This is a genomic window from Paraplanobispora takensis (assembly GCF_016863195.1).
Lineage (GTDB): Bacteria > Actinomycetota > Actinomycetes > Streptosporangiales > Streptosporangiaceae > Planobispora > Planobispora takensis.
In genome coordinates this window covers 48,769-69,301 of the sequence record NZ_BOOK01000038.1, presented here as the reverse complement: position 1 = coordinate 69,301, position 20,533 = coordinate 48,769, and the positions used below count along the sequence as shown (strand labels likewise).

Below are 20,533 nucleotides of genomic sequence, written 5' to 3'. Positions count from 1 at the left end.
CCTCACTCCGCCAGGGCGGCGAGGACGGCGGCCGTACGCTCGGGCACGGAGAACATCGGCCAGTGGCCGGTGGGCAGCGCCTCGAAGCTCCACTCCGGGCCGCCCAGCGCCGCGAAGAACGGGTGGCCGGAGGCGATCATCGCGTGGACCTGCTCCAGCGGGAAGGAGCAGGAGACGAGCGTCTTGGGCAGCTTGTCCGCACCGCCGGTGAGCCTGAGCGGCTGCGTCATGCTCCGGTACGGCTGCGGCGTGGCGCGGGAGGCGAACCACTCGCGCTCGGCCTCGCCCAGCCCCTCCAGGCTGGCGCCGGCCGCCTCGTGCTCCTCCCAGGAGATGGGGGGATAGACCGTGCCGCCGCCCTGCTCGGCGACCCGCCGGGCGACGAACTCCCTGCCCTCGGGATCGGACATGTCGATGTGCGCCATGCCGTCGGCGAGCGGTCCGCTGTCGAGATAGACCACGCGGGCGATCCGCTCGGGGATCCGGTCGGCGGCGCCGGTGACGGGCGTGCCGCCGCCGCTGTGGCCGACGAGGACGACGTCGTGCAGGTCGGCGTAGACGATCGTGTTGACGATGTCCTGGATGTGGGTCTCCAGGTCGGTCTCGGGGGTGGACAGGTGCACCCGGTCGCCGAGCCCGGTGAGGGTCACGGGGTGCACCTCGTGCCCGCCGGCCCGCAGGGCCGCGGTGACCTTCTCCCAGGCCCAGCCGCCGAGCCAGTAGCCGGGGACCAGGACGTAGACGCCCCTGCCGCGACCGCCGCCGATGTGCTCGCTCATGTTCTCTCCTCTGTGTCTGCGGCCTGGTGTCTTCCCTGACCTGGTTCCACCGTAGGATCGAATCCGGGCAGAACCGGTCCTGATTTACGGAGAAATTTCATGACGGTCACCCGCGTGCTCGCGTTGCTGGAGTTGCTGCAGGCCGGCCCCGGTCTGACCGGGCCGGAGCTCGCCGCCAGGCTGGGGGTGGACGAGCGCACGGTGCGGCGCTACGCGAGCAGGCTCTCGGAGCTCGGGGTGCCGGTCGAGGCCGAGCGGGGCCGCTACGGCGGCTACCGGCTGATGCCGGGTTACAAGCTCCCGCCGCTGATGTTCACCGACGACGAGGCCACGGCCGTGGTGCTGGGACTGCTGGCCGGGCGGCGCACCGGGATGGCGGTGGGGGAGACGGCCAGCGAGAGCGCGCTGGCCAAGATCCAGCGGGTGCTGCCCCGGGCGCTGCGCGACCGGGTCGAGGCGGTCTCGGCGACGCTGGAGCACACCCGCTCCCCGGCGCCCGCGAGCACGCCCAGGGCGGGCCCGCTGCTGGCGCTGGCCGAGGCGGCCCGGCACGGCCGCACCGTACGGCTGGCCTACCGGTCCTGGAAGGGGGAGGAGTCCGAACGGGACCTGGACCCCTACGGCCTCGTCTTCCACTCCGGCCGGTGGTACGTCGCCGGGCTCGACCACCGCAGCGGGGAGATCCGGACCTTCCGGGTCGACCGGGTGGCGGGCGCCGCCCCCACCGGCAGGGGCTTCGAGGTCCCCGGGGACTTCGACGCGGTCGCGCACGTGACGGGGGCGCTGTCGGCGGTGCCGTACCGGCACGAGGTGCGGGTGCTGCTGGAGACCACCCCGGCGGAGGCGCGCCGCCGGATCCCGCCCGAGGCCGCCACACTGGAGGAGCGGCCCGACGGGGTGCTGCTCACGACCAGGGCCGAGCGGCTGGACGGGATGGCCCAGATGCTGGCCGGGCTGGGCTGGCCGTTCACCGTGATCACGCCGGACGGACTGCGCGAGGAGGTCAGGGCGCTGGCCGCCCGGCTTGCGGGGTACGCAGGCTGACCGGCCCGCGTCGCGGCGCCGCCGGTGCCAGGACGCCCCGCAGCACGCGCAATAGGCAGGCGGGGCGCACCAGGGCCGAGGGCGGATCGATGAGGTTGGCCACGCGCAGGAAGCGGCGGCCGAGCTCGGCGTCGTGCTCGGCTGCGCGGTGGAAGCGCTCCAGATAGGCGTTGACCAGCCTGATCCTGGGCGTCCGCCGGCCGCGCACCCCCGGCAGCCGGAGATCGCCGCTGACCACGATGTCCCAGGGGGCGTCGACGACCCGGGAGATCGACCGGAACAGCTCGCGCGCCGGCCTGTCCCGCCCCGCCCACTCGCCCAGGCGCAGCGCCTCCACCGCGGCCACGCTCATGCCCTGGCCGTAGATCGGGTTGAAGGCGCACACCGCGTCGCCCACCACCGCCAGGCCGTGGGGGAAGCGCGCCAGCCGCTCATAGCGCCGCCGCACGCTGGCCGGGGTGCGGTGGTTGCGCCCCTCGTCGAGCGGCTCGGCCGAGGAGACCAGCTCGTGGATGTCGGGCGCGGGCAGGGACCCGGCGTAGGCGACGAAACCCTCGTAGTCGAGCGGCGCCGCCTCGCCGTACCCCCCGATGGTCACGATCCAGCGGTCGTCCTCCATGGCCAGCGCCACCCCGGCGCGCGGGACCGCCCTGGTCGCGGCCATGATGACCACCGGGTCGCCGTCCAGGTGGCCGGGGAGCCTGCGGAACAGCCGGGTGCTGTAGGTCAGGTCGATCTCGACCCGTTCCTGCTCGGGCACGGGAAAACCCATCTCGGCCAGCCAGGCCGGGGTGCGCGAGCCCCGCCCCGAGGCGTCGACGACCAGGTCGGCGGTGATCGTCTCGCCGGAGGTGAGCCGGACGCCGGTGACCCGGCCGCCGGAGGCGGCCAGGCCGCCGACCTGGCGCCCGCCGGCCACCTCGGTCCCGGGCAGCCGCGCCACCCGCCGCCGGACCTGCCCCTCCAGGAGCGGGCGGCTCACCAGGAGGCCGGGCATGCCGCCCGGCGCGGGGGCCAGGCGGCGGCCCTCGTTGATCCACCGGCAGTCGGCCTGCAGGTCGCCGCCGAACGCCCCGCGGGCGGTGAGCTCGCCGGTCAGGCCGGGCAGCAGCTCCTCCATGGCCTGCAGGCCCCGGGCCAGCAGTCCGTGGGCGTGCCTGCTCTGCGCGGTGCCGCGGCGGTGGACGTCGCCCTCGGGCAGCTCGTCCCTGTCCAGTACGGTGACCCGTTCGGCGACCCGGCCGAGCGCGGCGGCGGCCAGCAGGCCGGACATACCGGCCCCGATCACGACGGCGTGCCTCATGGCCTCTCCGGAGGGTGGGAGGAAGATCGGTCGGATTCCACAGTGGGACGTCCCCCGCGGCCTCCCAACCCCTATCCGGCCGCGCCCGCCCCTATCCGGGGCCCTGCGTGCGCGGGTCCCGCTGTCCGGCCGGGTCCGCGGCCGGTCCGTCCTCGTGCGCGGCAGGCTTGGGCGGCACCGACAGCCGCGGCCGGGCGGTCAGGTCGGGTGTGTGCGGCGGGTGCGTGACCAGGCGCTGGAGGGCGACGTCGATCGCCTTCTCCAGCTGGGTGTCGACGCCCCCGGCGTAGTCCTGCGGGGTGATGTCCACCTCGATGTCGGGGTCGGTGCCGTAGTTCTCCACCTTCCAGCCCACGTCGTCGAAGGCGAAGGAGAACTCCGGCTGGGTGGTGACGGTCCCGTCGGCCAGCCGGTGCCGGGGCCAGATCCCGATCACGCCGCCCCAGGTGCGCTTGCCGATCAACGGGCCCAGGCCCAGCAGCTTGAAGGTGTGGCTGAAGATGTCGCCGTCGGAACCGGCCCACTCGTTGGTGACGGCGACCATCGGGCCGCGCGGCGACTCGTCGGGGTAGGGCTCCGGCACGCCCCAGCGGGGGAAGTTGTAGCCCAGGCGGCGCCGGGCCAGCTTCTCCAGCAGCAGCGAGGAGACGTGGCCGCCGCCGTTGAAGCGCACGTCCACGATGAGCCCCTGGCGGTCGTACTCGGCCAGGAAGCCGCGGTGGAACTCGGCGTAGCCCTCGGGCCCCATGTCGGGGATGTGCAGATAGCCGATGCGCCCCTCGCTGCGCTCGTGGCAGCGGGCGCGGTTGGCCCGCACCCAGTCGCGGTAGCGGCCCGGCCGCTCGTCGGAGATCGCCCCGACCACGAGGGTCCGCTTCTCCTCGCCGCGGCCGACGGTGAGCTGGACCTCCTGGTCGGCCTGGTTGACCAGGAGCTGGTCCGGGCCCGTCGACAGGCCGACCGGGAGGCTGTTGACGGCCAGGATCGTGTCGCCCGGCCGTACGTCCAGCCCCAGGCGGTTGAGCGGGGAGGTCGACTCGGGGTCCCAGCGGTCGCCGTCGACGATGCGGGTGATGCGGTACACGCCGTCCTCGAAGACGAGGTCGGCGCCCAGCTTGCCCTGCCGGTAGTGCGGGCGGGCGCGGTAGGCGCCGCCGCTCTCGTAGGCGTGGGAGGTGCCCAGCTCGCCCAGCAGCTCCCACAGCAGGTCGGAGAACTCGCCGCGGGTGGTCACCTTGTCCACCAGCGGCAGATAGCGCTCGTAGACGCCGCCCCAGTCGACCCCGGCCATGTCCTCGGTCCAGAAGTTCTCCCGCTGCAGCCGCCAGGCCTCGCGGAACATCTGCCGCCACTCGGCCTCCGGGCAGACCGACACCTTCACCCGCGACAGGTCGATCCATCCGCCGGCCCGGTCGGCCCCCTCCTCGTCGGGCACCTCGCCGGCCTTGACCACCCGCAGCCGGTTGTCCGACCGGTAGAGCATGGTCGTGCCGTCGCGGCCGATCCGGAACTCCGAGACGTCCCCGGTGAGGACCTCGTGCTTCTGCTTGGCGAAGTCGTAGACGTGCAGGGTGCCGTCGGAGGACTCGGCGTACTCGTCGCCCAGCGCCCCCTCGACGGGGAAGGTGAGGTAGAGGGCCTTTCCCTTGATCCCGGCGACGGTGTCGTAGCGGCACTCGGGGAGGGGGAAGACGACGATCCGGTCCTCGATGCCGTCGGTGTCGATGACGAACTCGACGTCATCGTCATCGTCGTCGTCGTCACCGTCCAGCGGCCGGGGCTCCGGCACGAACGGCGAGCCGACGTCCTTTCGCAGCGCGATGGCGTAGGGACGCGAGCCGAGCGGGAAGCCCAGGTCGAACTGGAGCTCGTCGTAGACGGGGTTGAAGACGCGCTGACCGATGAAGTAGAGGTATCTGCCGCCGGGGTCGAAGGCGGGGGAGTGGTCGTGGAGGACGGGGCGGGTGGCCGGGAAGGTCTCCCCGTCCTCCACCCTGTACAGCCTGATCGCCGTGGTCTGCGCGGTGCAGGGGAGGGCGTAGGCGAGCCAGCGGCCGTCGGGGGACCAGGCGAGGTCCTCGATCGCGCCGAACCGGCTGGAGTCGGCCACGGCGGCCGTGACCGGGTCGGCGGCCAGGTCGACCAGGAGCAGCTGGTTGCGGTGGTTGGTGATCGCGACCAGGTCGGCCTTGGGGGAGACCTCCAGGGAGGTGACCCGTCCGGTGTCGAGGTGGTCGAGCCGCACCGGCGGGGCGGCGCCGTCGGCGGCGATCACGGTCAGGACCTCGCGGTCGCCCTCGTCGCTGGCGGCGGTGATCAGCCGCTCTCCGTCGTTGAGCCAGGTCAGCAGCCGATAGCGGACACCCGAGGAGGAGCCGTGCTGACGGACCGGGCCCTCCCAGGCGGCGAAGGAGAAGGCCTTGCCGCGGGTGGTGATCGCCAGCCCGCTGCCGTCGGGGCTGAGGATGGCGCTGTCGAGGAAGCTCGCGGCCGGGACGAAGCGGCGGTTGCGCTGGGTGCGCGAGCTGCGCAGGCTCACCGGGACGTGGAGAGATCGCCCGTCCTCGATGAGATGGAGCTCGCCTCCGGCGTGGTAGACCAGCCTGCGGCCGTCGCCGGACAGGTTGCGGGCGTAGTAGTCGCGGTGGTCGGTGTGGCGGCGCAGGTCCCCGCCGTCGGCCGTGCAGGAGTAGACGTTGCCGATCTCCTCGTGGTCGGAGATGAAGTAGACGCGGTCTCCCGCCCAGCAGGGGGAGGCGAGGTTGCCCGGCAGCGTGATCAGCCGCCGGAAGTCCTGCCCGGTGCCGATCCACAGGTCGCCGACGGTGCCGCCGCGGTAGCGCTTCCAGCGGGCCGGGTCGGCGGTGTTGCGGCCGATCACGATCTGCGGGCCGTAGGAGATGGTGTTGGCCGGGCCGTACGGCAGGCGCTCGGGCGCGCCGTGCGGCAGGACCCGGTGCAGCCACCGCTGGCCCTCGAAGGGCTGGCCCTCGTCGCTGGCGTAGACGATCGCCCCGTCGGGGTCCCAGCCGGTGACCGTGGAGCGGACTCCGTGGTAGGTGACGCGCCGGGCCGAACCCCCGTCGGCGGGCATCACGTAGACCTCCTCCGGTCCCTCCTCGCGACCGGCGAAGGCCAGTTGGTCGCCGCGCGGGGAGAAGCGGGGGTAACCCGCCTCGGCCACGCCCGCGGTGAGCCGGAAGGCCCGCCCGCCGGAGGCGGGCACCATCCACAGGTCGTCCTCGGCGGCGAAGACGACGACGTCACCGAAGATCGTCGGGAAGCGCAGGTAGGCGGACATCGTGTCACTCCGTGATCGGGCGGCCGGAAGATGCCCCCGGCCGCCCGATCATGGGTCACTTCAGCGGCGGGCGGGGACGTTGCGCGCGGCGACGGCGTTCCCGGGCGGGTCGTGCGCCCGCAGGGCCGGCCGGAGCCGCCGCGGTGTCACCGCGGTTGTCACTCGGCGGTGTCGGGACGCCTGCCGGCCTGCTTGGCCTGCTTGGCCTGGCGGTTCGCCTTGATCGCGGCCTTCTTCTGTTTTCCTGAGGACTTGGCGGGCTTCTTTTTCTCTGCCACGGTTTCCCCCGTTGTGGCTGGGATAGTGATGTGACGGATCGACACATCGAGGCCCTTAATACCCTTTGTGAACACCAATCACCCGTCGGTGACGGTGAGGAGAATCCCGCCCGCCGGGCGACGTGGCCGCCGTCTAAAGAAGCGGTAAATCGGAGCCCTCGAAACGGATAACGATCTTCACGATTGGGCAGAACGTCGGCACACGCCTTGCGTCCCGGGGAGGTGCGGCATGGCCTGGTCGCAAGACGAGGAACGAATGCTGCTGCAGATCGAGCGCCATCTCATCGACGAGGACCCGCGGCTGGCCGCGCGGCTGGAATCGTTCAACGAACGCGTCCACCGACGGGAGAACGGCCGCCGCAGACGGCGTACCGACGCCGAGGGCGGGGAACGCAGGCGGAGCCGCCGGCGCCCACGCCGCTCGACGGTCATCATCATGATCAGCTGGCTGCTCATCGCGACCCTCATCGCGACCCTGCTCGTCATGGTCCTGCGCCACGACGCCGCGGCGCTGCCCCTGTGATCCCGTGACGTTATCCCTGTGACGCCGTGACGCCGCCCGGTGGCGGGCTCACCGGACCGCCAGCCGGTTCAGGTGGTAGCGCACGGTCTCCACGGCCTGGCCGGGGTCGCGCACGCCGATCAGGATGTCGGAGGACAGCCCGTCGATCACGGCGAGCAGCACGATCGACTCGAACTCGGCGTCCAGCTCCGGCCGCAGCTCACCGGCGCCCTGGGCCTGGCGGATCAGCTCGGCGACGTTGTCGCGCACCCAGTCGTAACCCTGTCGCAGGGGCTCGGTCAGTTCCGGGACGTCCGGGGCGCGGATGCCGAACGCCTGGGCGACCCGGCGCTCGGCCCGGCGGCGGGCGTCCAGCGGCAGGATCTCGACCGCCATGGCCTCCAGGAAGGAGAGCACGGAGACGTCGCCGAGATCGCCGACCCTGGTCATGATCCGCGCGGTGACCTGCTCGCCCAGGTGGCCGACCACGTGCCGGAGCAGCTCTTCCTTGCTGCGGAAATAGTGCTGCACGGCTCCGAGTGAGATGCCCGCCTCGACGGCGATGTCGCGCAGTGTCGCGCGGTCCAGCCCGTGGCGGCCCGCGATGCGCACCGCGGCCTCGGCGATGTGCCGGCGCCGTTCGTCGTGATCAACGATTTTCGGCATACTCCTCCTTTTTTCATACGTGCGTATTATAATGCGTAGGTATGGCAACCATCGCGTTCTTCGCCCCCGTCGGCGCCGGACATGTCAACCCCACGCTGGGGGTCGCCGCCGAGCTCGTGCGACGCGGCCACAGGGTCACCTACGCCACCACGGCGGCGTTCGCCGAACGCGTCGCCGAGACCGGCGCCGAAGTCGTCCCGGTCACCTCCACCTGGGAGGGGCGCGACGACATGAAGGTGCCGCAGATGCACGGCAGGGAGCTCGTCCGGGCGATGGGCCTGCTGCTCGAGGAGACGAAGGCGATGCTCGCGCAACTGGAGGGGGCCGAGCGCCCCGACCTGGTCGTCCACGACGGCCCGATGTGCTGGTGGGGCCGGATCCTGGCCGGGCGGTGGGGGGTGCCCGCGGTGGAGACCTGGCCCAACCTGGTCAGCAACGAGCACTGGTCGATGAGCACGAAGTACACGACGGTCAACCCGCTGAGTCCGCGCTTCCTGCTCATGGCCGTCCGGCTGGGCCGCTTCCTGCGGGAACAGGGATTCGGCGGCCTGGAGGCGTTCATGCGGGGTGATGCGGCCGCGCTCAGGCTGGTGATGCTGCCGCGCGCCTTCCAGTACGCCGGTGAGACCTTCACCGACCGGTACGCCTTCGTCGGCCCGGCCCTCTCCGAGCGCTCCTATCAGGGCGGGTGGAAGCCCTCCGGCGATCTCCCGGTGGCGCTGGTCTCGCTCGGCACCGCCTACAACGACCGGCCCGGCTTCTACCGCACCGTGCTGCGCGCGGCGGCGGACCGGCCCTGGCAGGTCGTGCTGGCCGTGGGTGGGATGGACCAGGCGGTGCTGGGGCCGGTGCCGCCCAACGTGGAGGTGCACCGGCAGGCGCCGCAGCTGGCCGTGCTGCGGCACGCGCGGGCGTTCGTCACGCACGCCGGGATGGGCGGCACGATGGAGAGCCTGCACTTCGGGGTGCCGATGGTGGCGGTGCCGCAGATGGCCGAGCAGCGGGCCAACGCCGACCGCATCGCCGAACTGGGTCTCGGCACGGTGCTGCCGCCGGAGGAGGTCACCGCGGAGCAGCTCTGGGGCGCCGTGGAGAGCGTGGCCGCCGACGAGGACATCCGCGGGCGGCTGGCCCGGATGCGGCAGGAGATGACGGCCGCGGGCGGGGCTCCCGCGGCGGCCGACGCGGTGGAGGAGATCCTCCCCGGCCGGTGAGGTGCCCACGGGGCACTCCACGGCGACCCGGCGGGCGGAGGACCGTGGGCCGGGCGGATCGACGGCGGTGTTCCGGTGGAGGGCCGTGACCCGGATGGATCGACGGCGGCGTTCCGGTGGAAGCCCGTGACCCGGGGACACTCCGCGGCGGTGCGACGGGTGGAGGGCCGCAGCCGGGGTGATCACCCCAGGGCGCGCAGGAAGTCCGCCGCCACCGGGGCGGCGACCGCGCCGCCGCCCTCGCCCTCCTCGACGATCACCGCGAAGGCCAGGTCGTCCCGGTAGCCCATGAACCAGGCGTGGGTCTTCAGGTCGTCGGCCGGGCCGAACTCGGCGGTGCCGGTCTTGCCGCGGGTGCCCGAGGGCAGGCCCGCGTCCTTGGCGGTGCCCTTGGTGACCACCGCGGACATCATCTGCCGCATCGCGTCCGTGACCCCCTCGGGCAGCTCCTGCGGCTCGTTGCGCTGCTTGATGGAGGAGACCAGGGTCGGCGGCCGCCAGGTGCCGTCGGCGAACGCGGCGGCGGCCGAGGCCATCAGCAGCGGGCTGGCGGTGATCCGCCCCTGGCCGAAGGACTCGGCGGCCAGCTCGGCGTCGTTCTCGGCGCGGGGGAAGCTCCCCTTGCCCACCGGGATGCCGATGCTGAGCTGCTTGTTGAAACCGAACAGCTCCGCCGTCCGCACCAGCTCGTCGGCGCTCAGGTGCTCCTTGGCCAGCGGGGCGAAGGTGGTGTTGCAGGAGTGGGCGAAGGAGTCGGAGAAGGTGACCGACCCGTAGCCGGCGTGGTGGGAGTTGCGGATCGCCAGGCCGCCGACGATGACGTCCTTGGGGCAGGTGACCCGGGAGCCGGGCTTCAGCCCGGCCTGCAGCAGCCCGGTGGCGGTGATCGCCTTGAAGGTGGACCCGGGCGGATAGGCGCCGTCCAGGGCGCGGTTGAAGCCGCCCGTGTTGTTGACCACCGACAGGATCTCGCCGGTGGAGGGCCTGATCACCACCATCGAGGCGGTCTGCTTCAGGTCGCGTACCGCGCTGACCGCGGCCCGGTGGACCCGCATGTCCAGGGTGGTCTGCAGCGGCTCGCCCGCCTCGCCCTCGATCGTGCCGACGGTCTCGGCCTTCTTGTCGGAGCCGATGAGCTGGATCTCGGTGCTCGGCGTGCCCGCCAGGCGTTGCTGGAAGGTCTCCTGCAGGCCGCCGCGGCCGATGGCGTCGCCTTTCTTGTAGGAGGAGCCGAGCTTCTTGACGTCCTTGTCCCCGGCCTTGTCCAGGATGCCCACGAGCTGCTGGATCGAGCCGCCGGCGTCGGAGCCGTCGATGCGCTCGCCTCCGGCGGCGGTGATCGCCGCGCGCTCCGGCCAATTGGTCTTCAGCGCGAAGGAGGACCCCTGGGAGAACTCGGGGTGCACGGCCGCGGGGGACCACTTGACCCGCCAGTGCCGGTCGGCGACCGCCAGGTCCACGGTCCCGGAGTAGCTCCACTCGCCGACGTTCTTCAGCTTCAGCGTGGCGGTGTAGGCGGCCCGGGCGGTGTCGTCACCGGTCTCGCGCACCGAGTCGAGCCGTACGGCGGTGCTCTCCACCGCCCAGCCCTTGAGCATGTCCTGGTAGGCGCGGTCGAGGGCGGGGGCGGGCGCGGTCAGCTCGGCGCGCATGGCCGCCAGGTCGCCGCGCTGCCAGGCCTGCGTGAAGCGCTGCGCGGTCTCCTGGGGGGTGCCGCGGGTGTGCAGGTACCACCACGCGCCCCCGCCGGCGGCCCCCGCCACCAGCGCGACGCTCACCGACGCGATCGCGATCGTCCTGCCGCTCGGCACTCGGCCACCCCCGTTCGTCCGGCCCGGCCCCCTGGACCCGGCGCCCGCCGTGGCGGGCGCTCAGCGGACTCACCCTAGCGATCAATCGGACATATGTCAGGAAGAGCGTCATACGCCCGGCAGGCACCCGTCCGGCGGAGGCCGATCCGAGCGTACGGCCCGCGGGAGCGGCCGGGGCGGGCTCCGGGAACAGGCGGGCGGGGGCGGGCCGGTGCGCCCGCGGGGTCAGCCGGTCTGGTTGCGGGCCGGGGCGTAGCTCCCGACGTACTCCTGCCCGGAGAGCTTCTGGATCGCCGTCATGATCTCGTCGGTCACCCGGCGCCGGTCGCGGGCGCTGGTCTCCGAGCCGGTGAACCTCAGCGGCTCGCCGATGCGCACCCCCACCCGGCCGAGCCGGGGGGTCGAGGCGCCGATCGGCAGGACCTTGTCGGTGCCGGACATGGCGACCGGGATCACCGGGGCCCCGGTGGCCAGGGCCAGCCAGGCGACCCCGACCTTGCCCCGGTAGAGGCGGCCGTCGGGGGAGCGGGTGCCCTCGGGGTAGATGCCGAACAGCCCGCCCTCCCTGAGCACCCGGGCGGCGGCGTCGAGCATGTCCTGTGCGGCGGTGGGGCTCTGCCGGTCGATGGGGATCTGGCCGGTGGCCCGCATCCACGCCGCGGTGACGGGGTTGCCGGTGAAGTACTCGGCCTTGGCGACGAAGCGCACCTGGCGGTGCAGCACCAGCGGCAGGAACGTGGAGTCGAGGACCGACAGGTGGTTGGAGGCCAGGATGGCCGGGCCCGAGTCGGGGACGTGCTCTGCTCCGATGGCCCTGGTCGGCCACAGAAGGTGCAGGAAGGGAGCGCTGACGATCTTGGTCAGGCGATAGAGCACGGGCTCTCCTCACGGGGCGGGGTCACCACATTAGGCGGTGCCCCGAGGACCGGCGGGTGTGCCCATCCGCACAAGAGAGGCCCCGGGGTTTGTAGGGCTCCTCCAAATTCATCCTCTATTTCCCGGGCGATCAGAACAATCCGGTCAAAAGCGTCCGCGGAACGGCGGAGAGGAGGAGGAGGGCGGAGACGAGAGCGCCCCGCGAGGCGCGGGGCCTCGCGGGGCGGGAAGTATAGGCCGATGTGGCGGTCGCCTCCTCGGCGAGAGGCACAACACGGCTCCAGCCGAACGGTATTCCGTGAAGGCGGTAATTTGCGGCCCGGGGGACACAAACCACATCGGCACGATGACTCTAACGGACTTCGGGGGGTGGTTATTCCACTTCCGGGTGACAGGTGTGTTCAGTGGGGACTGCCGGCCCCTGTTCCCGGGCCGGTGGCGGACGCCGAGAGGTCCGCCCGGCGCGACAGCAGGAAGGCGCGTTCCGGGTCGGTGCCGACGGCCTCCAGGGCCCGGCCGTAGGCCTCCAGCGCCTGCCGGTCACGGCCCAGCCGGCGCAGCAGTTCGGCCCGGGTGGCGTGCAGGAGGTGGTGGCGGCCCAGCGCCCCGTCCAGCCCTTCCAGCAGTTCCAGGCCCGCCTCGGGTCCCTCGGCCTCGGCGACCGCCACCGCCCGGTTGAGCCGGACCACCGCCGATCCGGTGATCTGCTCCAGCCCGCCGTACAGCCGGGCGATGGCGGGCCAGTCGGTGTCCTCGGCGCGGGCGGCGGCCGCGTGCTCGACGGCGATCGCCGCCTGCAGCAGGTAGGGGCCGGGCGGGCCGTGCGGGGCCGTCTCCCGCAGCAGGGCGACCGCCTCGGCGATCTCCTCCCGGCGCCAGCGCGAGCGATCCTGTTCGGACAGGCGGATCAGTTCGCCGGCGGGGCCGAGCCGGGCCTCGCACCGGGCGTGGTGCAGCAGCATGAGCGCCAGCAGCCCGTCCACCTCCGCCTCCGCGGGCAGCAGTTCCCGGATCATCCGGCCCAGGGCGATCGCCTCGGCGGCGAGCTCCTCGCGGATGAGCCGGTCCCCTCCGGTGGCGGCGTACCCCTCGGTGAAGATCAGGTAGATCACCGCCAGCACCCCGTCGCGGCGCCCGGCCAGCTCCGCCCCCGACGGCACCCGGTACGGGATCCCGGCCTGGGCGATCTTCTTCTTGGCCCGGGTGATCCTGGCGGCCATGGTGGCCTCCGGGACCAGGAACATCCGGGCGATCTCCCGGGTGGTCAGACCTCCCGCGCAGCGCAGGGTCAGGGCCACCCGGGCGTCCATGGACAGCGCCGGGTGGCAGCAGACGAAGATCAGCCGGAGCCGCTCGTCGGGAATGGCGGGGGACGGCTCCGGCTCGTCCACGATCAGCAGTGGCAGCTTCCTGGCCATGACGGCGCCGTGCCTGAGCCGGTCCATGGCCCGCCTGCGCGCCGCGGTGAGCAGCCAGGCGGGCGGGCTGGCCGGTTCCGGGGGCCAGGCGGCGACCGCCGCGGCGAAGGCGTCCTGCAGGGACTCCTCGGCGAGATCCAGGTCGCGCAGCTCGGCGGTGAGCAGGGCCAGCAGCCGTGCCCAGTGCTCCCGGTAGGCCCGCTCGGCCGCCGTCGCGCCCGCCGTACCCTCCGGGCCGCCCGCCGCGCCGTTCAGGCCATCCGAGCCGGTCGTGATCACGCCCGCCGTACCCTCCGGCACCGCGTCCTGCGCCATGGAGATCTCCGCATCCGCCCGCACGTGGAGGATCAGCCCTGGTACTCGACCACGGGGCGGATCTCCACGGTCCCCGACGGGCAGGCCTTGGCGAACTCGATCGCCTCGTCCAGGTCCCTGGCCTCCACGATGACGAACCCGCCGATCTGTTCGGTCGCCTCCGCGTAGGGGCCGTCAGTGATGATCACCTGGTCGCCGTCCTTCCTGACGGTGGTGGCGGTGGCGGAGGAGGCCAGCTCCTCGCCGCCCCGGTCGGCGTTCCTGGACTTCAGCAGCCGGTCGAAACGCTCCCAGCCGGCGAAGACGGCCTCCCGCTCGGCCGGGCCGGCCTGCTCCCAGACCTTCTCGTCACCGACGGCCAGCAGCACGTACTTCATGTGCGTGTTCCTTCCCTGTGCTCCTCGCGCGCCGGGGCGGCGCGCGTGCCTCTATGACGTGCGACCCACGCCGGAATCGACAACCCGCCGGAGGGAATTTCGCGGCGGGCCGTCAGCCGGAGGTCTTCAGCACGTGCATGCACCCCTTGGAGAAGGCCACCAGGACGTCGACGGTCTCCTCCACGTCGGGGTAGCGCCCCTCGATGTGCCCCAGCGCCATGGCGTTGGTCAGCGAGTTGAGCCCGTCGGCGACCATCTCCAGGCGGCGCCGGCCGCGCTCGTCGTCGGCGGCCCAGCCGAGGGCGGCCAGATCGGCGGCCAGGTGGGCGCGGTAGACGGCGGCGGTCTCGGCCGCGAACCCCTGCAGCGGCGACGACGGGTCGTGCCGGGCGCGCAGCTGGATGCGCAGCAGCTCCGGGTGGCGGCAGATGGCCTCCAGCGGGATGCGGAAGGTGTCGCGGTAGGGCTCCTCGTCGCTGGGCGTCTCGCCCGCCCGGAGCCGGGCCTCGCGCATGGAGGCGCGCAGCCGGTGCCCGCTCTCGACGGCGAGGGCCTTGAGCAGGTCCTGCATGTCCTTGAAGTGCACGTAGAAGCTCGACTGGGCGATCCCGGCCGCCTTCGCCACCTTGACGGTGGTGAGGCCGGCCTCCCCCTCCTCGTCGAGGATGGCCAGGGCGGAGCGGAGCAACCGGCGCCTGGTCCGGTCCTTGGCCTCACTCCTGGTGAGCGGTGTGCTCGTCACGGCCACTCCAATCCTGTGCGCCCGACTCTAGTGGCAGGCTCGCCGGCCCGGCCGCCGCGCTCTCCCGCTCCGATGAGGCGAGGGTTTCTCACATCCGGTGACAACAATCCACCGGGAACCCTTGTGAGAAATCTCACCGATAGTACTATCGGTGAAATTGCTCTCGGGGGCCACGGGAGAAGATGCCAATGAAGCGCTGGAAAATCTTTCTGCTGTCCCTGACGTCACTTTCCCTGCTCTCATCGGCGCTGGTCGCCTGCAGCGGAGAGCGGCCGACGGCCACTCAGGCCGGATCCCCTTCCGGCTCCTCCGGTTCCTCCTCGCCGGTCAAGGGCGGACGCCTGGTCTACGGGCTCAGCGCCGACGCCGCCGGTCTCAACCCGGTCACCGACCAGTTCGCCTCGCAGAGCTACAGCATGGTCGGGACGATCGTCGAGCCGCTGGTGAGCGTCGATGCGAGCGGGGCCTGGAAGCCGTACCTCGCCCAGTCCCTGACGCCCAACTCCAAGAACGACGAGTGGACGATCAAGGTGCGGAGCGGGATCGCCTTCTCCGACGGCACCCCGCTGAACGGCGAGGCGGTCAAGGCCAACCTGGAGGCGCAGAAGGCCTCCCCGCTCACCAGTTCGATCTTCGTGCCGGTCGACTCCTTCGAGCTCGTCGACCCGATGACGGTGAAGGTCAAGCTCAAGCAGCCGTGGGTGGCCTTCCCCTACTACCTGGCCGCGCAGATCGGCATGGTGCTCGCGCCCGCCTCGCTGGCCGACCCCAAGGCCGCCAGCCGCAAGCCCATCGGCACCGGCCCGTTCACGCTCAAGGAGTACGTGCCCGACAGCCGCATGATCGTGACCAGGAATCCGGCCTACTGGCGCAAGGGCCTGCCCTATCTCGACGAGATCGAGTTCAGGATCCTGCCCGACAGCCAGACGCGCGCGCAGACCCTGGAGGCCGGCGGGCTGGACGCGATGGGCACCAGCCGCGACGAGGACGTGACCAAGTTCGGCGGGCTGAGCGACGCCTACAGCGTGCACAGGGCCGAGGGCATGGCCGTACCCGAGTACATGTTCCTGCTCAACACCGCCGTCGCGCCCCTGGACGACCTGCGGGTCCGCAGGGCGCTGGCCCACGCCACCGACCGCAAGACGGTCATCTCCACCCTGCGCTCGGGGCTGACGGAGGAGGCCGACGGCCCCTGGTCGAAGGACTCGCCGTGGTACGCGCCCGGCGGCACCTATCCGGCCTACGACCTGGCCAAGGCCACCGCCCTGATCAAGGAGGTCGAGGCGGAGAAGGGCCCGGTCTCCTTCGAGCTGCTGTCCACCCCCGACCCCAACACCATGCAGGGCGTCGAGCTCGCCCAGGCCATGTGGCGCAAGGCCGGGGTCGACGTGACGATCAAGCAGGCCGACCAGGCCGACCTGATCAACCGCGCGGTCACCGGCAACTACAGCGCCACGGTGTGGACGCAGTTCTCCTCGCCCGACCCCGACGGCGAGTACATCTGGATGCACCAGAACTACGCCCAGCCCATCGGCTCGGTCGCGCTCAACTTCACCCGGCTGAAGGACGCCCAGCTCAGCAACGCCTTCGACAGCGGCAGGAGCAACCCGCAGACGGAGGCCCGCAAGGAGGCCTACGCGGTCGTGCAGCAGCGGCTGCGCGAGCTCGTGCCGTTCGTGTTCATCGACCACCTCAACGTTGGCGCCATCGTGGCCAAGACCAAGGTCCGGGGGATCGGCGAGCAGCTCCTGCCCGACGGTGAGAAGGGCCTGCCGCTGACCGGCTCGCCCATCCCGTACCACCCGTTCTCGCAGATCTGGGTCGACCAGCAGTGATCCTCCACCGGCTGGTCCGGCTCCTGGTGGTACTGCTCGTCGTCACCTTCCTGTCGTTCGCCCTGCTCAGTCTGTTGCCGGGCGACCCGACCACCCAGATCCTGGGAGTGTCGGCGACGGAGGAGGCGCGCGCGCAGCTCCGCCAGGAGCTGGGCCTGGACGACCCTTTGTTCGTCCGCTACGCGGCCTGGCTGGGCGCCCTGGTCACCGGCGACCTCGGCACCTCCTACATCACCAGCGTCCCGGTGACCGAGGCCCTGGTCGAACGGCTGCCGGTCACGATCGAGCTGCTGATCGCGGCCGAGATCGTCGCGATCGGGCTCGCCGTGCCGATCGGCGTGGCGGCGGCCCGCAGGGCGGGCGGCACCGCCGACCAGGCGCTGACAGCGCTGTGCTTCGCGCTGCTGTCGACCCCGGTGTTCGTGCTCGGCGTCCTGCTGATCCTCATCTTCGCCGTGAACTGGCAGGTCCTGCCCGCCACGGGATGGACCCCGATCTCGCTGGACCTCGGCTGGAACCTCACCTCGGTGCTGCTGCCCGCCGTCACGCTGGGCTGCGGGCAACTGGCCGTCTACGCGCGGCTGCTGCGCGCCGACATGATCGCCACCCTGCAGGAGGACTACATCACCCTGGCCCGCGCCCGCGGCCTGTCGCCGCGGCGCATCCTGTGGCGGCACGCGCTGCGGCCCTCGGCGATCTCGCTGATCACCGCCATCGGTCTCAACCTCGGCGCCCTCATCGGCGGCACGGTGATCATCGAGACGCTCTTCGGCCTGCCCGGCGTGGGCCGCCTCATCGTGGACTCCATCTTCTCCCGCGACTATCTGACGGTGCAGGGAGGCGTCGTGCTGATCTCGGTCGGCTACGTGCTGGTCAACTTCGCGGTGGACCTGGTCTACGCCGCGGTCGATCCCAGGATCCGGTATGCGTAGGCGCCTGGGTAAGGGCTTCTGGATCGCGTCGGGGTGGATCGGGCTGGTCCTGGCCGCCGCGGTCCTGGCCGACCTGCTCCCGCTGCCGGGCTACGACGAGACCCTGGTCGGGCCGCCGCAGGCCGGACCGAGCCTCGCCCACCCCTTCGGAACCGACAGCCTGGGCCGCGACGTGTTCAGCCGCGTCGTGTACGGCGCGCGCGTCTCACTCGGCGTGGGCATCGGCGCGGTCCTGCTCGGCCTGCTGATCGGCGCGCCCCTCGGCCTGCTGGCCGGCTACCGGGGCAAGGCGACGGACGCGGTGATCATGGCGGTCAACGACATCGCGCTGGCCTTCCCCGCGCTGGTCTTCGCGCTGGCCGTGGTCGCCTTCGCCGGGGCGAACCTGCGCAACGTGCTCATCGTGCTGGGCGTGCTGGGCGTGCCCGCCTGGACCAGGCTGGTCCGCGGGACGACGATGGCGTTCGCGGGACGGGAGTTCGTGCTGGCGGCCCGCGCCCTGGGCGTGCGCGACCGCAGGATCCTGTGGCGCGAGATCGTGCCGAACGTGTCGGTGCCCGCCGCCTCCTACGCCTTCCTCGGGATGGCCGTGGTGATCGTGGCCGAGGGCAGCCTGGCCTTCCTCGGGCTGTCGGTGCAGGCGCCCACCCCCACCTGGGGCGGTCTCATCAACGAGGGCCGCACCATCATGGAGAACGCCCCCCACCTGGTGCTCGCGCCCTCGCTGGTGATGTTCCTGACCGTGCTGTCGTTCAACGTGGTGGGCGACAGGCTCAGGGCGCTGACCGACGTGCGCCAGAGCGGTCTGGAGCACGTACGGCGGGCCGCCGCGCAGCCGCTGCCGACGGCCCCCCACACCGCGGGCGGGCAGCTGCTGCAGGTGGCGGACCTGCGCACGCACTTCGTCACCGCGCGCGGCGTCGTCAAGGCCGTCGACGGCGTCTCCTTCAGCCTGGAGCGGGGCAGGACGCTGGCCGTCGTCGGAGAGTCGGGCTCGGGCAAGTCCATGCTCATCCGCTCCATCCTCGACCTGCTGCCCGGATCGGGGGTGGTCCGCGGCGGCAAGGTCTATCTCGACGGCGACGACCTGACAGTGTTCAGCCCGCAGGAGATGCGGCAGGTCCTGGGCACGCGGCTGGCCGCGGTCTTCCAGGACCCGATGACCGCGCTCAACCCGGTCCGCACCATCGGCACCCAGGTGGCCGAGCCGCTCCGGGTGCACCTGGGGCTGAGCAGGAAGCGGGCGCTGGCGCACGCCGCCGTGCTGCTGGCCTCGGTCGGCATCCCCGAGCCCGGGCGGGTCCTGCGCCGCTATCCGCACCAGCTGTCCGGCGGCATGCGTCAGCGCGTGACGATCGCGATGGCGCTGTCGTGCGGCCCCGACGTGCTGTTCGCCGACGAGCCGACCACGGCCCTGGACGTCACCGTGCAGGACCAGGTGCTGCGGCTGATCCACCGCCAGCGCCAGGAGCGGAACATGGCCACCGTGCTGGTCAGCCACGACCTGGCCGTGGTCGCCGAGTGGGCGGACGAGGTGATCGTGATGTACGCCGGCAAGGTGGTCGAGCGCGGACCGGCCGCCGACCTGTTCGAGCGGACCCGCATGCCGTACACCGAGGCCCTGCTGCAGTCGGTGCCCCGGCTGACCGACCCGGCCCACCACCGGCTGCGGGTCATCACCGGCCGCCCGCCCGACCTGGCCGCCCTGCCCTCGGGGTGCGCCTTCCATCCCCGCTGTCCCTACGCCCGCGAGCGCTGTGTCACCGAGGCGCCCCCGCTGTTCCAGGAGACCCGCGAGCACCTGTACGCCTGCTGGTATCCGCGGGGCACCGAGGCGGCGCTCGCCGATCCCGTACCCGTCGACCCCGTGCCGGCCGCTCTCGGCGACCCCGGGCCCGCCGGCCGGGACCGCAACGGATCCGAGCCCGGCGGTCCCGGTCACAACGGGGCCGGAAGAACCGGTCCGGACCTCAAGCGAACCGAACTCGCCGGACCCGAAGGAGCCGACAACCGTGGCAGGTAGCGGAAGCGCCCATCTCCGTCCCCCCGGCCAGGCGGTGCTCAGGGCCGAGGACCTCGTCGTGGAGTTCCCCGCCGACCGCGGCCGCAGCGTGCACGCGGTGTCCGGGGTCAGCTTCGACCTGCTGCCCGGTGAGACCCTGGGCATCGTCGGCGAGTCGGGCTGCGGCAAGTCGACCACCGCGCGGGCGCTGATGCAGCTGCCGCCGCCGCTGTCGGGCTCGGTCCGGCTGGACGGCGTCGAGCTGACCCGGCTGAAGGGCGAGGCGCTGCGCCGTACCCGGCGGCGGCTGCAGATGATCTTCCAGGACCCGATCTCGTCGCTGAACCCCCGCCGGAGGGTCCGCGACATCGTCGCGGAGGGTCCGCGGGTATGGGGCGTCGGCGGCGACCGGGTGGACGAGATCCTGGAGGCCGTCGGGCTCGATCCGGCCACCGCGGCCACCCGCCGGCCGCACGAGTTCTCCGGCGGGCAGTGCCAGCGCATCTCGATCGCCAGGGCGCTCGTGCTCGAACCCGAGGTGGTGATCTGCGACGAGCCGGTGTCGGCGCTGGACGTCTCGGTGCAGGCGCAGATCCTCGGCCTGCTGGAGGACCTCAAGGAGCGCTACCGGCTCACGCTGGTCTTCATCGCCCACGACCTGGCCGTGGTGAAGAACGTCAGCGACCGCATCCTGGTGATGTACCTGGGCAAGACCTGCGAGCTGGCCCCCGGCTCCGAGCTGGTCGAGCGGCCCGCCCACCCCTACACGCGGGCGCTGCTGGCCTCCATCCCGCGCAGCGGCCTCGGCCTGCCCCCGGCCGATCAGCTGATCAGCGGCGAGCCGCCGTCACCGGTCACCCCGCCCAGCGGGTGCCGCTTCCGTACCCGCTGCCCGAAGGCCGCCCCCCGGTGCGCGCAGGAGGAACCCGAGATGCGCTCCCTCGGCGGGGACCGCTGGGTGGCCTGCCACTATCCGGAGACGGAGACGGAGACGGAGACGGGGACGGCCCCGGCCTGACCGCCGCCGCCCGGGGCCGGGTCCGCCGCGGGGCGGGGCGGTCGCCGGGCGGCCACAGCGGTTCGCACCGGCTCACGGCGGTTCGTACTGGTTCGCAGTGGCTCGCAGCGGTTCGCGGTG

At 72.4% G+C, this 20,533-nt stretch carries 16 protein-coding genes; 7 read left to right on the top strand and 9 right to left on the bottom strand.

The features are described 5' to 3' along the window. Positions 1-2: 2 nt before the first annotated feature. Positions 3-779 (bottom strand): alpha/beta fold hydrolase, encoded by a 777-nt coding sequence (locus Pta02_RS26445; protein WP_203877637.1) that lies wholly within the window; start codon positions 777-779, stop codon positions 3-5. 99 nt (positions 780-878) lie between these two features. On the opposite strand from Pta02_RS26445, the gene Pta02_RS26440 reads away from it, so the two are divergent. Further along, positions 879-1,823 (top strand): helix-turn-helix transcriptional regulator, encoded by a 945-nt coding sequence (locus Pta02_RS26440; protein ID WP_203877636.1) that lies wholly within the window; start codon positions 879-881, stop codon positions 1,821-1,823. Here the strand turns inward: Pta02_RS26440 and Pta02_RS26435 are convergent. Further along, entirely contained in the window at positions 1,783-3,126 is a 1,344-nt protein-coding gene (locus Pta02_RS26435) for an FAD-dependent oxidoreductase (protein ID WP_203877635.1), read from the bottom strand. The genes Pta02_RS26440 and Pta02_RS26435 overlap by 41 nt on opposite strands. A 91-nt stretch (positions 3,127-3,217) precedes the next feature. After that, positions 3,218-6,427, bottom strand: coding sequence for a S41 family peptidase (locus Pta02_RS26430; RefSeq protein ID WP_203877634.1), 3,210 nt, complete (start codon positions 6,425-6,427; stop codon positions 3,218-3,220). Between the two features lie 507 nt (positions 6,428-6,934). Here Pta02_RS26430 and Pta02_RS26425 point away from each other — a divergent pair. Further along, entirely contained in the window at positions 6,935-7,228 is a 294-nt protein-coding gene (locus tag Pta02_RS26425; RefSeq protein ID WP_203877633.1) for a DUF3040 domain-containing protein, read from the top strand. Between the two features lie 48 nt (positions 7,229-7,276). On the opposite strand, the gene Pta02_RS26420 is transcribed toward Pta02_RS26425, so the two are convergent. Continuing rightward, positions 7,277-7,873, bottom strand: a complete 597-nt coding sequence (locus tag Pta02_RS26420; RefSeq protein ID WP_203877632.1) for a TetR/AcrR family transcriptional regulator — start codon at positions 7,871-7,873, stop codon at positions 7,277-7,279. Positions 7,874-7,914: 41 nt separating this feature from the next. On the opposite strand from Pta02_RS26420, the gene Pta02_RS26415 reads away from it, so the two are divergent. Continuing rightward, positions 7,915-9,087 (top strand): macrolide family glycosyltransferase, encoded by a 1,173-nt coding sequence (locus tag Pta02_RS26415; protein ID WP_203877631.1) that lies wholly within the window; start codon positions 7,915-7,917, stop codon positions 9,085-9,087. Between the two features lie 182 nt (positions 9,088-9,269). Here Pta02_RS26415 and Pta02_RS26410 read toward each other — a convergent pair whose 3' ends face one another. From Pta02_RS26410 to Pta02_RS26390, 5 genes are all read right to left on the bottom strand, one after another. Further along, the gene (locus Pta02_RS26410; protein ID WP_203877630.1) at positions 9,270-10,898 is read right to left on the bottom strand and encodes a penicillin-binding transpeptidase domain-containing protein; all 1,629 of its coding nucleotides are present in this window, start codon (positions 10,896-10,898) and stop codon (positions 9,270-9,272) included. A gap of 225 nt (positions 10,899-11,123) precedes the next feature. Next, the gene (locus Pta02_RS26405) at positions 11,124-11,774 is read right to left on the bottom strand and encodes a lysophospholipid acyltransferase family protein (protein ID WP_203877629.1); all 651 of its coding nucleotides are present in this window, start codon (positions 11,772-11,774) and stop codon (positions 11,124-11,126) included. 401 nt (positions 11,775-12,175) lie between these two features. Next, positions 12,176-13,507 carry an RNA polymerase sigma factor gene (locus tag Pta02_RS26400; protein WP_203877628.1) on the bottom strand — a complete coding sequence of 444 codons (1,332 nt, stop codon included), beginning with the start codon at positions 13,505-13,507 and terminating at the stop codon, positions 12,176-12,178. Between the two features lie 32 nt (positions 13,508-13,539). Next, positions 13,540-13,884, bottom strand: coding sequence for a YciI family protein (locus Pta02_RS26395; RefSeq protein ID WP_203877627.1), 345 nt, complete (start codon positions 13,882-13,884; stop codon positions 13,540-13,542). A 112-nt stretch (positions 13,885-13,996) separates the two neighbouring features. Then, a complete protein-coding gene (locus tag Pta02_RS26390) occupies positions 13,997-14,626 on the bottom strand; it encodes a TetR family transcriptional regulator (RefSeq protein ID WP_203877626.1) in 630 nt (209 codons plus the stop codon). Between the two features lie 188 nt (positions 14,627-14,814). Between Pta02_RS26390 and Pta02_RS26385 the strand changes: the two genes are divergently transcribed. From Pta02_RS26385 to Pta02_RS26370, 4 genes are read left to right on the top strand one after another with little or no spacing between them, the layout of a single operon-like run. After that, positions 14,815-16,461, top strand: coding sequence for an ABC transporter substrate-binding protein (locus Pta02_RS26385; protein WP_203877625.1), 1,647 nt, complete (start codon positions 14,815-14,817; stop codon positions 16,459-16,461). Further along, positions 16,458-17,393, top strand: coding sequence for an ABC transporter permease (locus Pta02_RS26380; RefSeq protein WP_203877624.1), 936 nt, complete (start codon positions 16,458-16,460; stop codon positions 17,391-17,393). Before Pta02_RS26385 ends, Pta02_RS26380 begins: the two co-directional genes overlap by 4 nt. Then, the gene (locus Pta02_RS41415; protein ID WP_239131235.1) at positions 17,386-19,416 is read left to right on the top strand and encodes a dipeptide/oligopeptide/nickel ABC transporter permease/ATP-binding protein; all 2,031 of its coding nucleotides are present in this window, start codon (positions 17,386-17,388) and stop codon (positions 19,414-19,416) included. Before Pta02_RS26380 ends, Pta02_RS41415 begins: the two co-directional genes overlap by 8 nt. Further along, on the top strand, positions 19,406-20,413 hold the full coding sequence (locus Pta02_RS26370) for an ABC transporter ATP-binding protein (RefSeq protein WP_203877623.1): 1,008 nt from the start codon (positions 19,406-19,408) through the stop codon (positions 20,411-20,413). The genes Pta02_RS41415 and Pta02_RS26370 overlap by 11 nt, the downstream gene beginning before the upstream one ends. Positions 20,414-20,533: the final 120 nt, after the last annotated feature.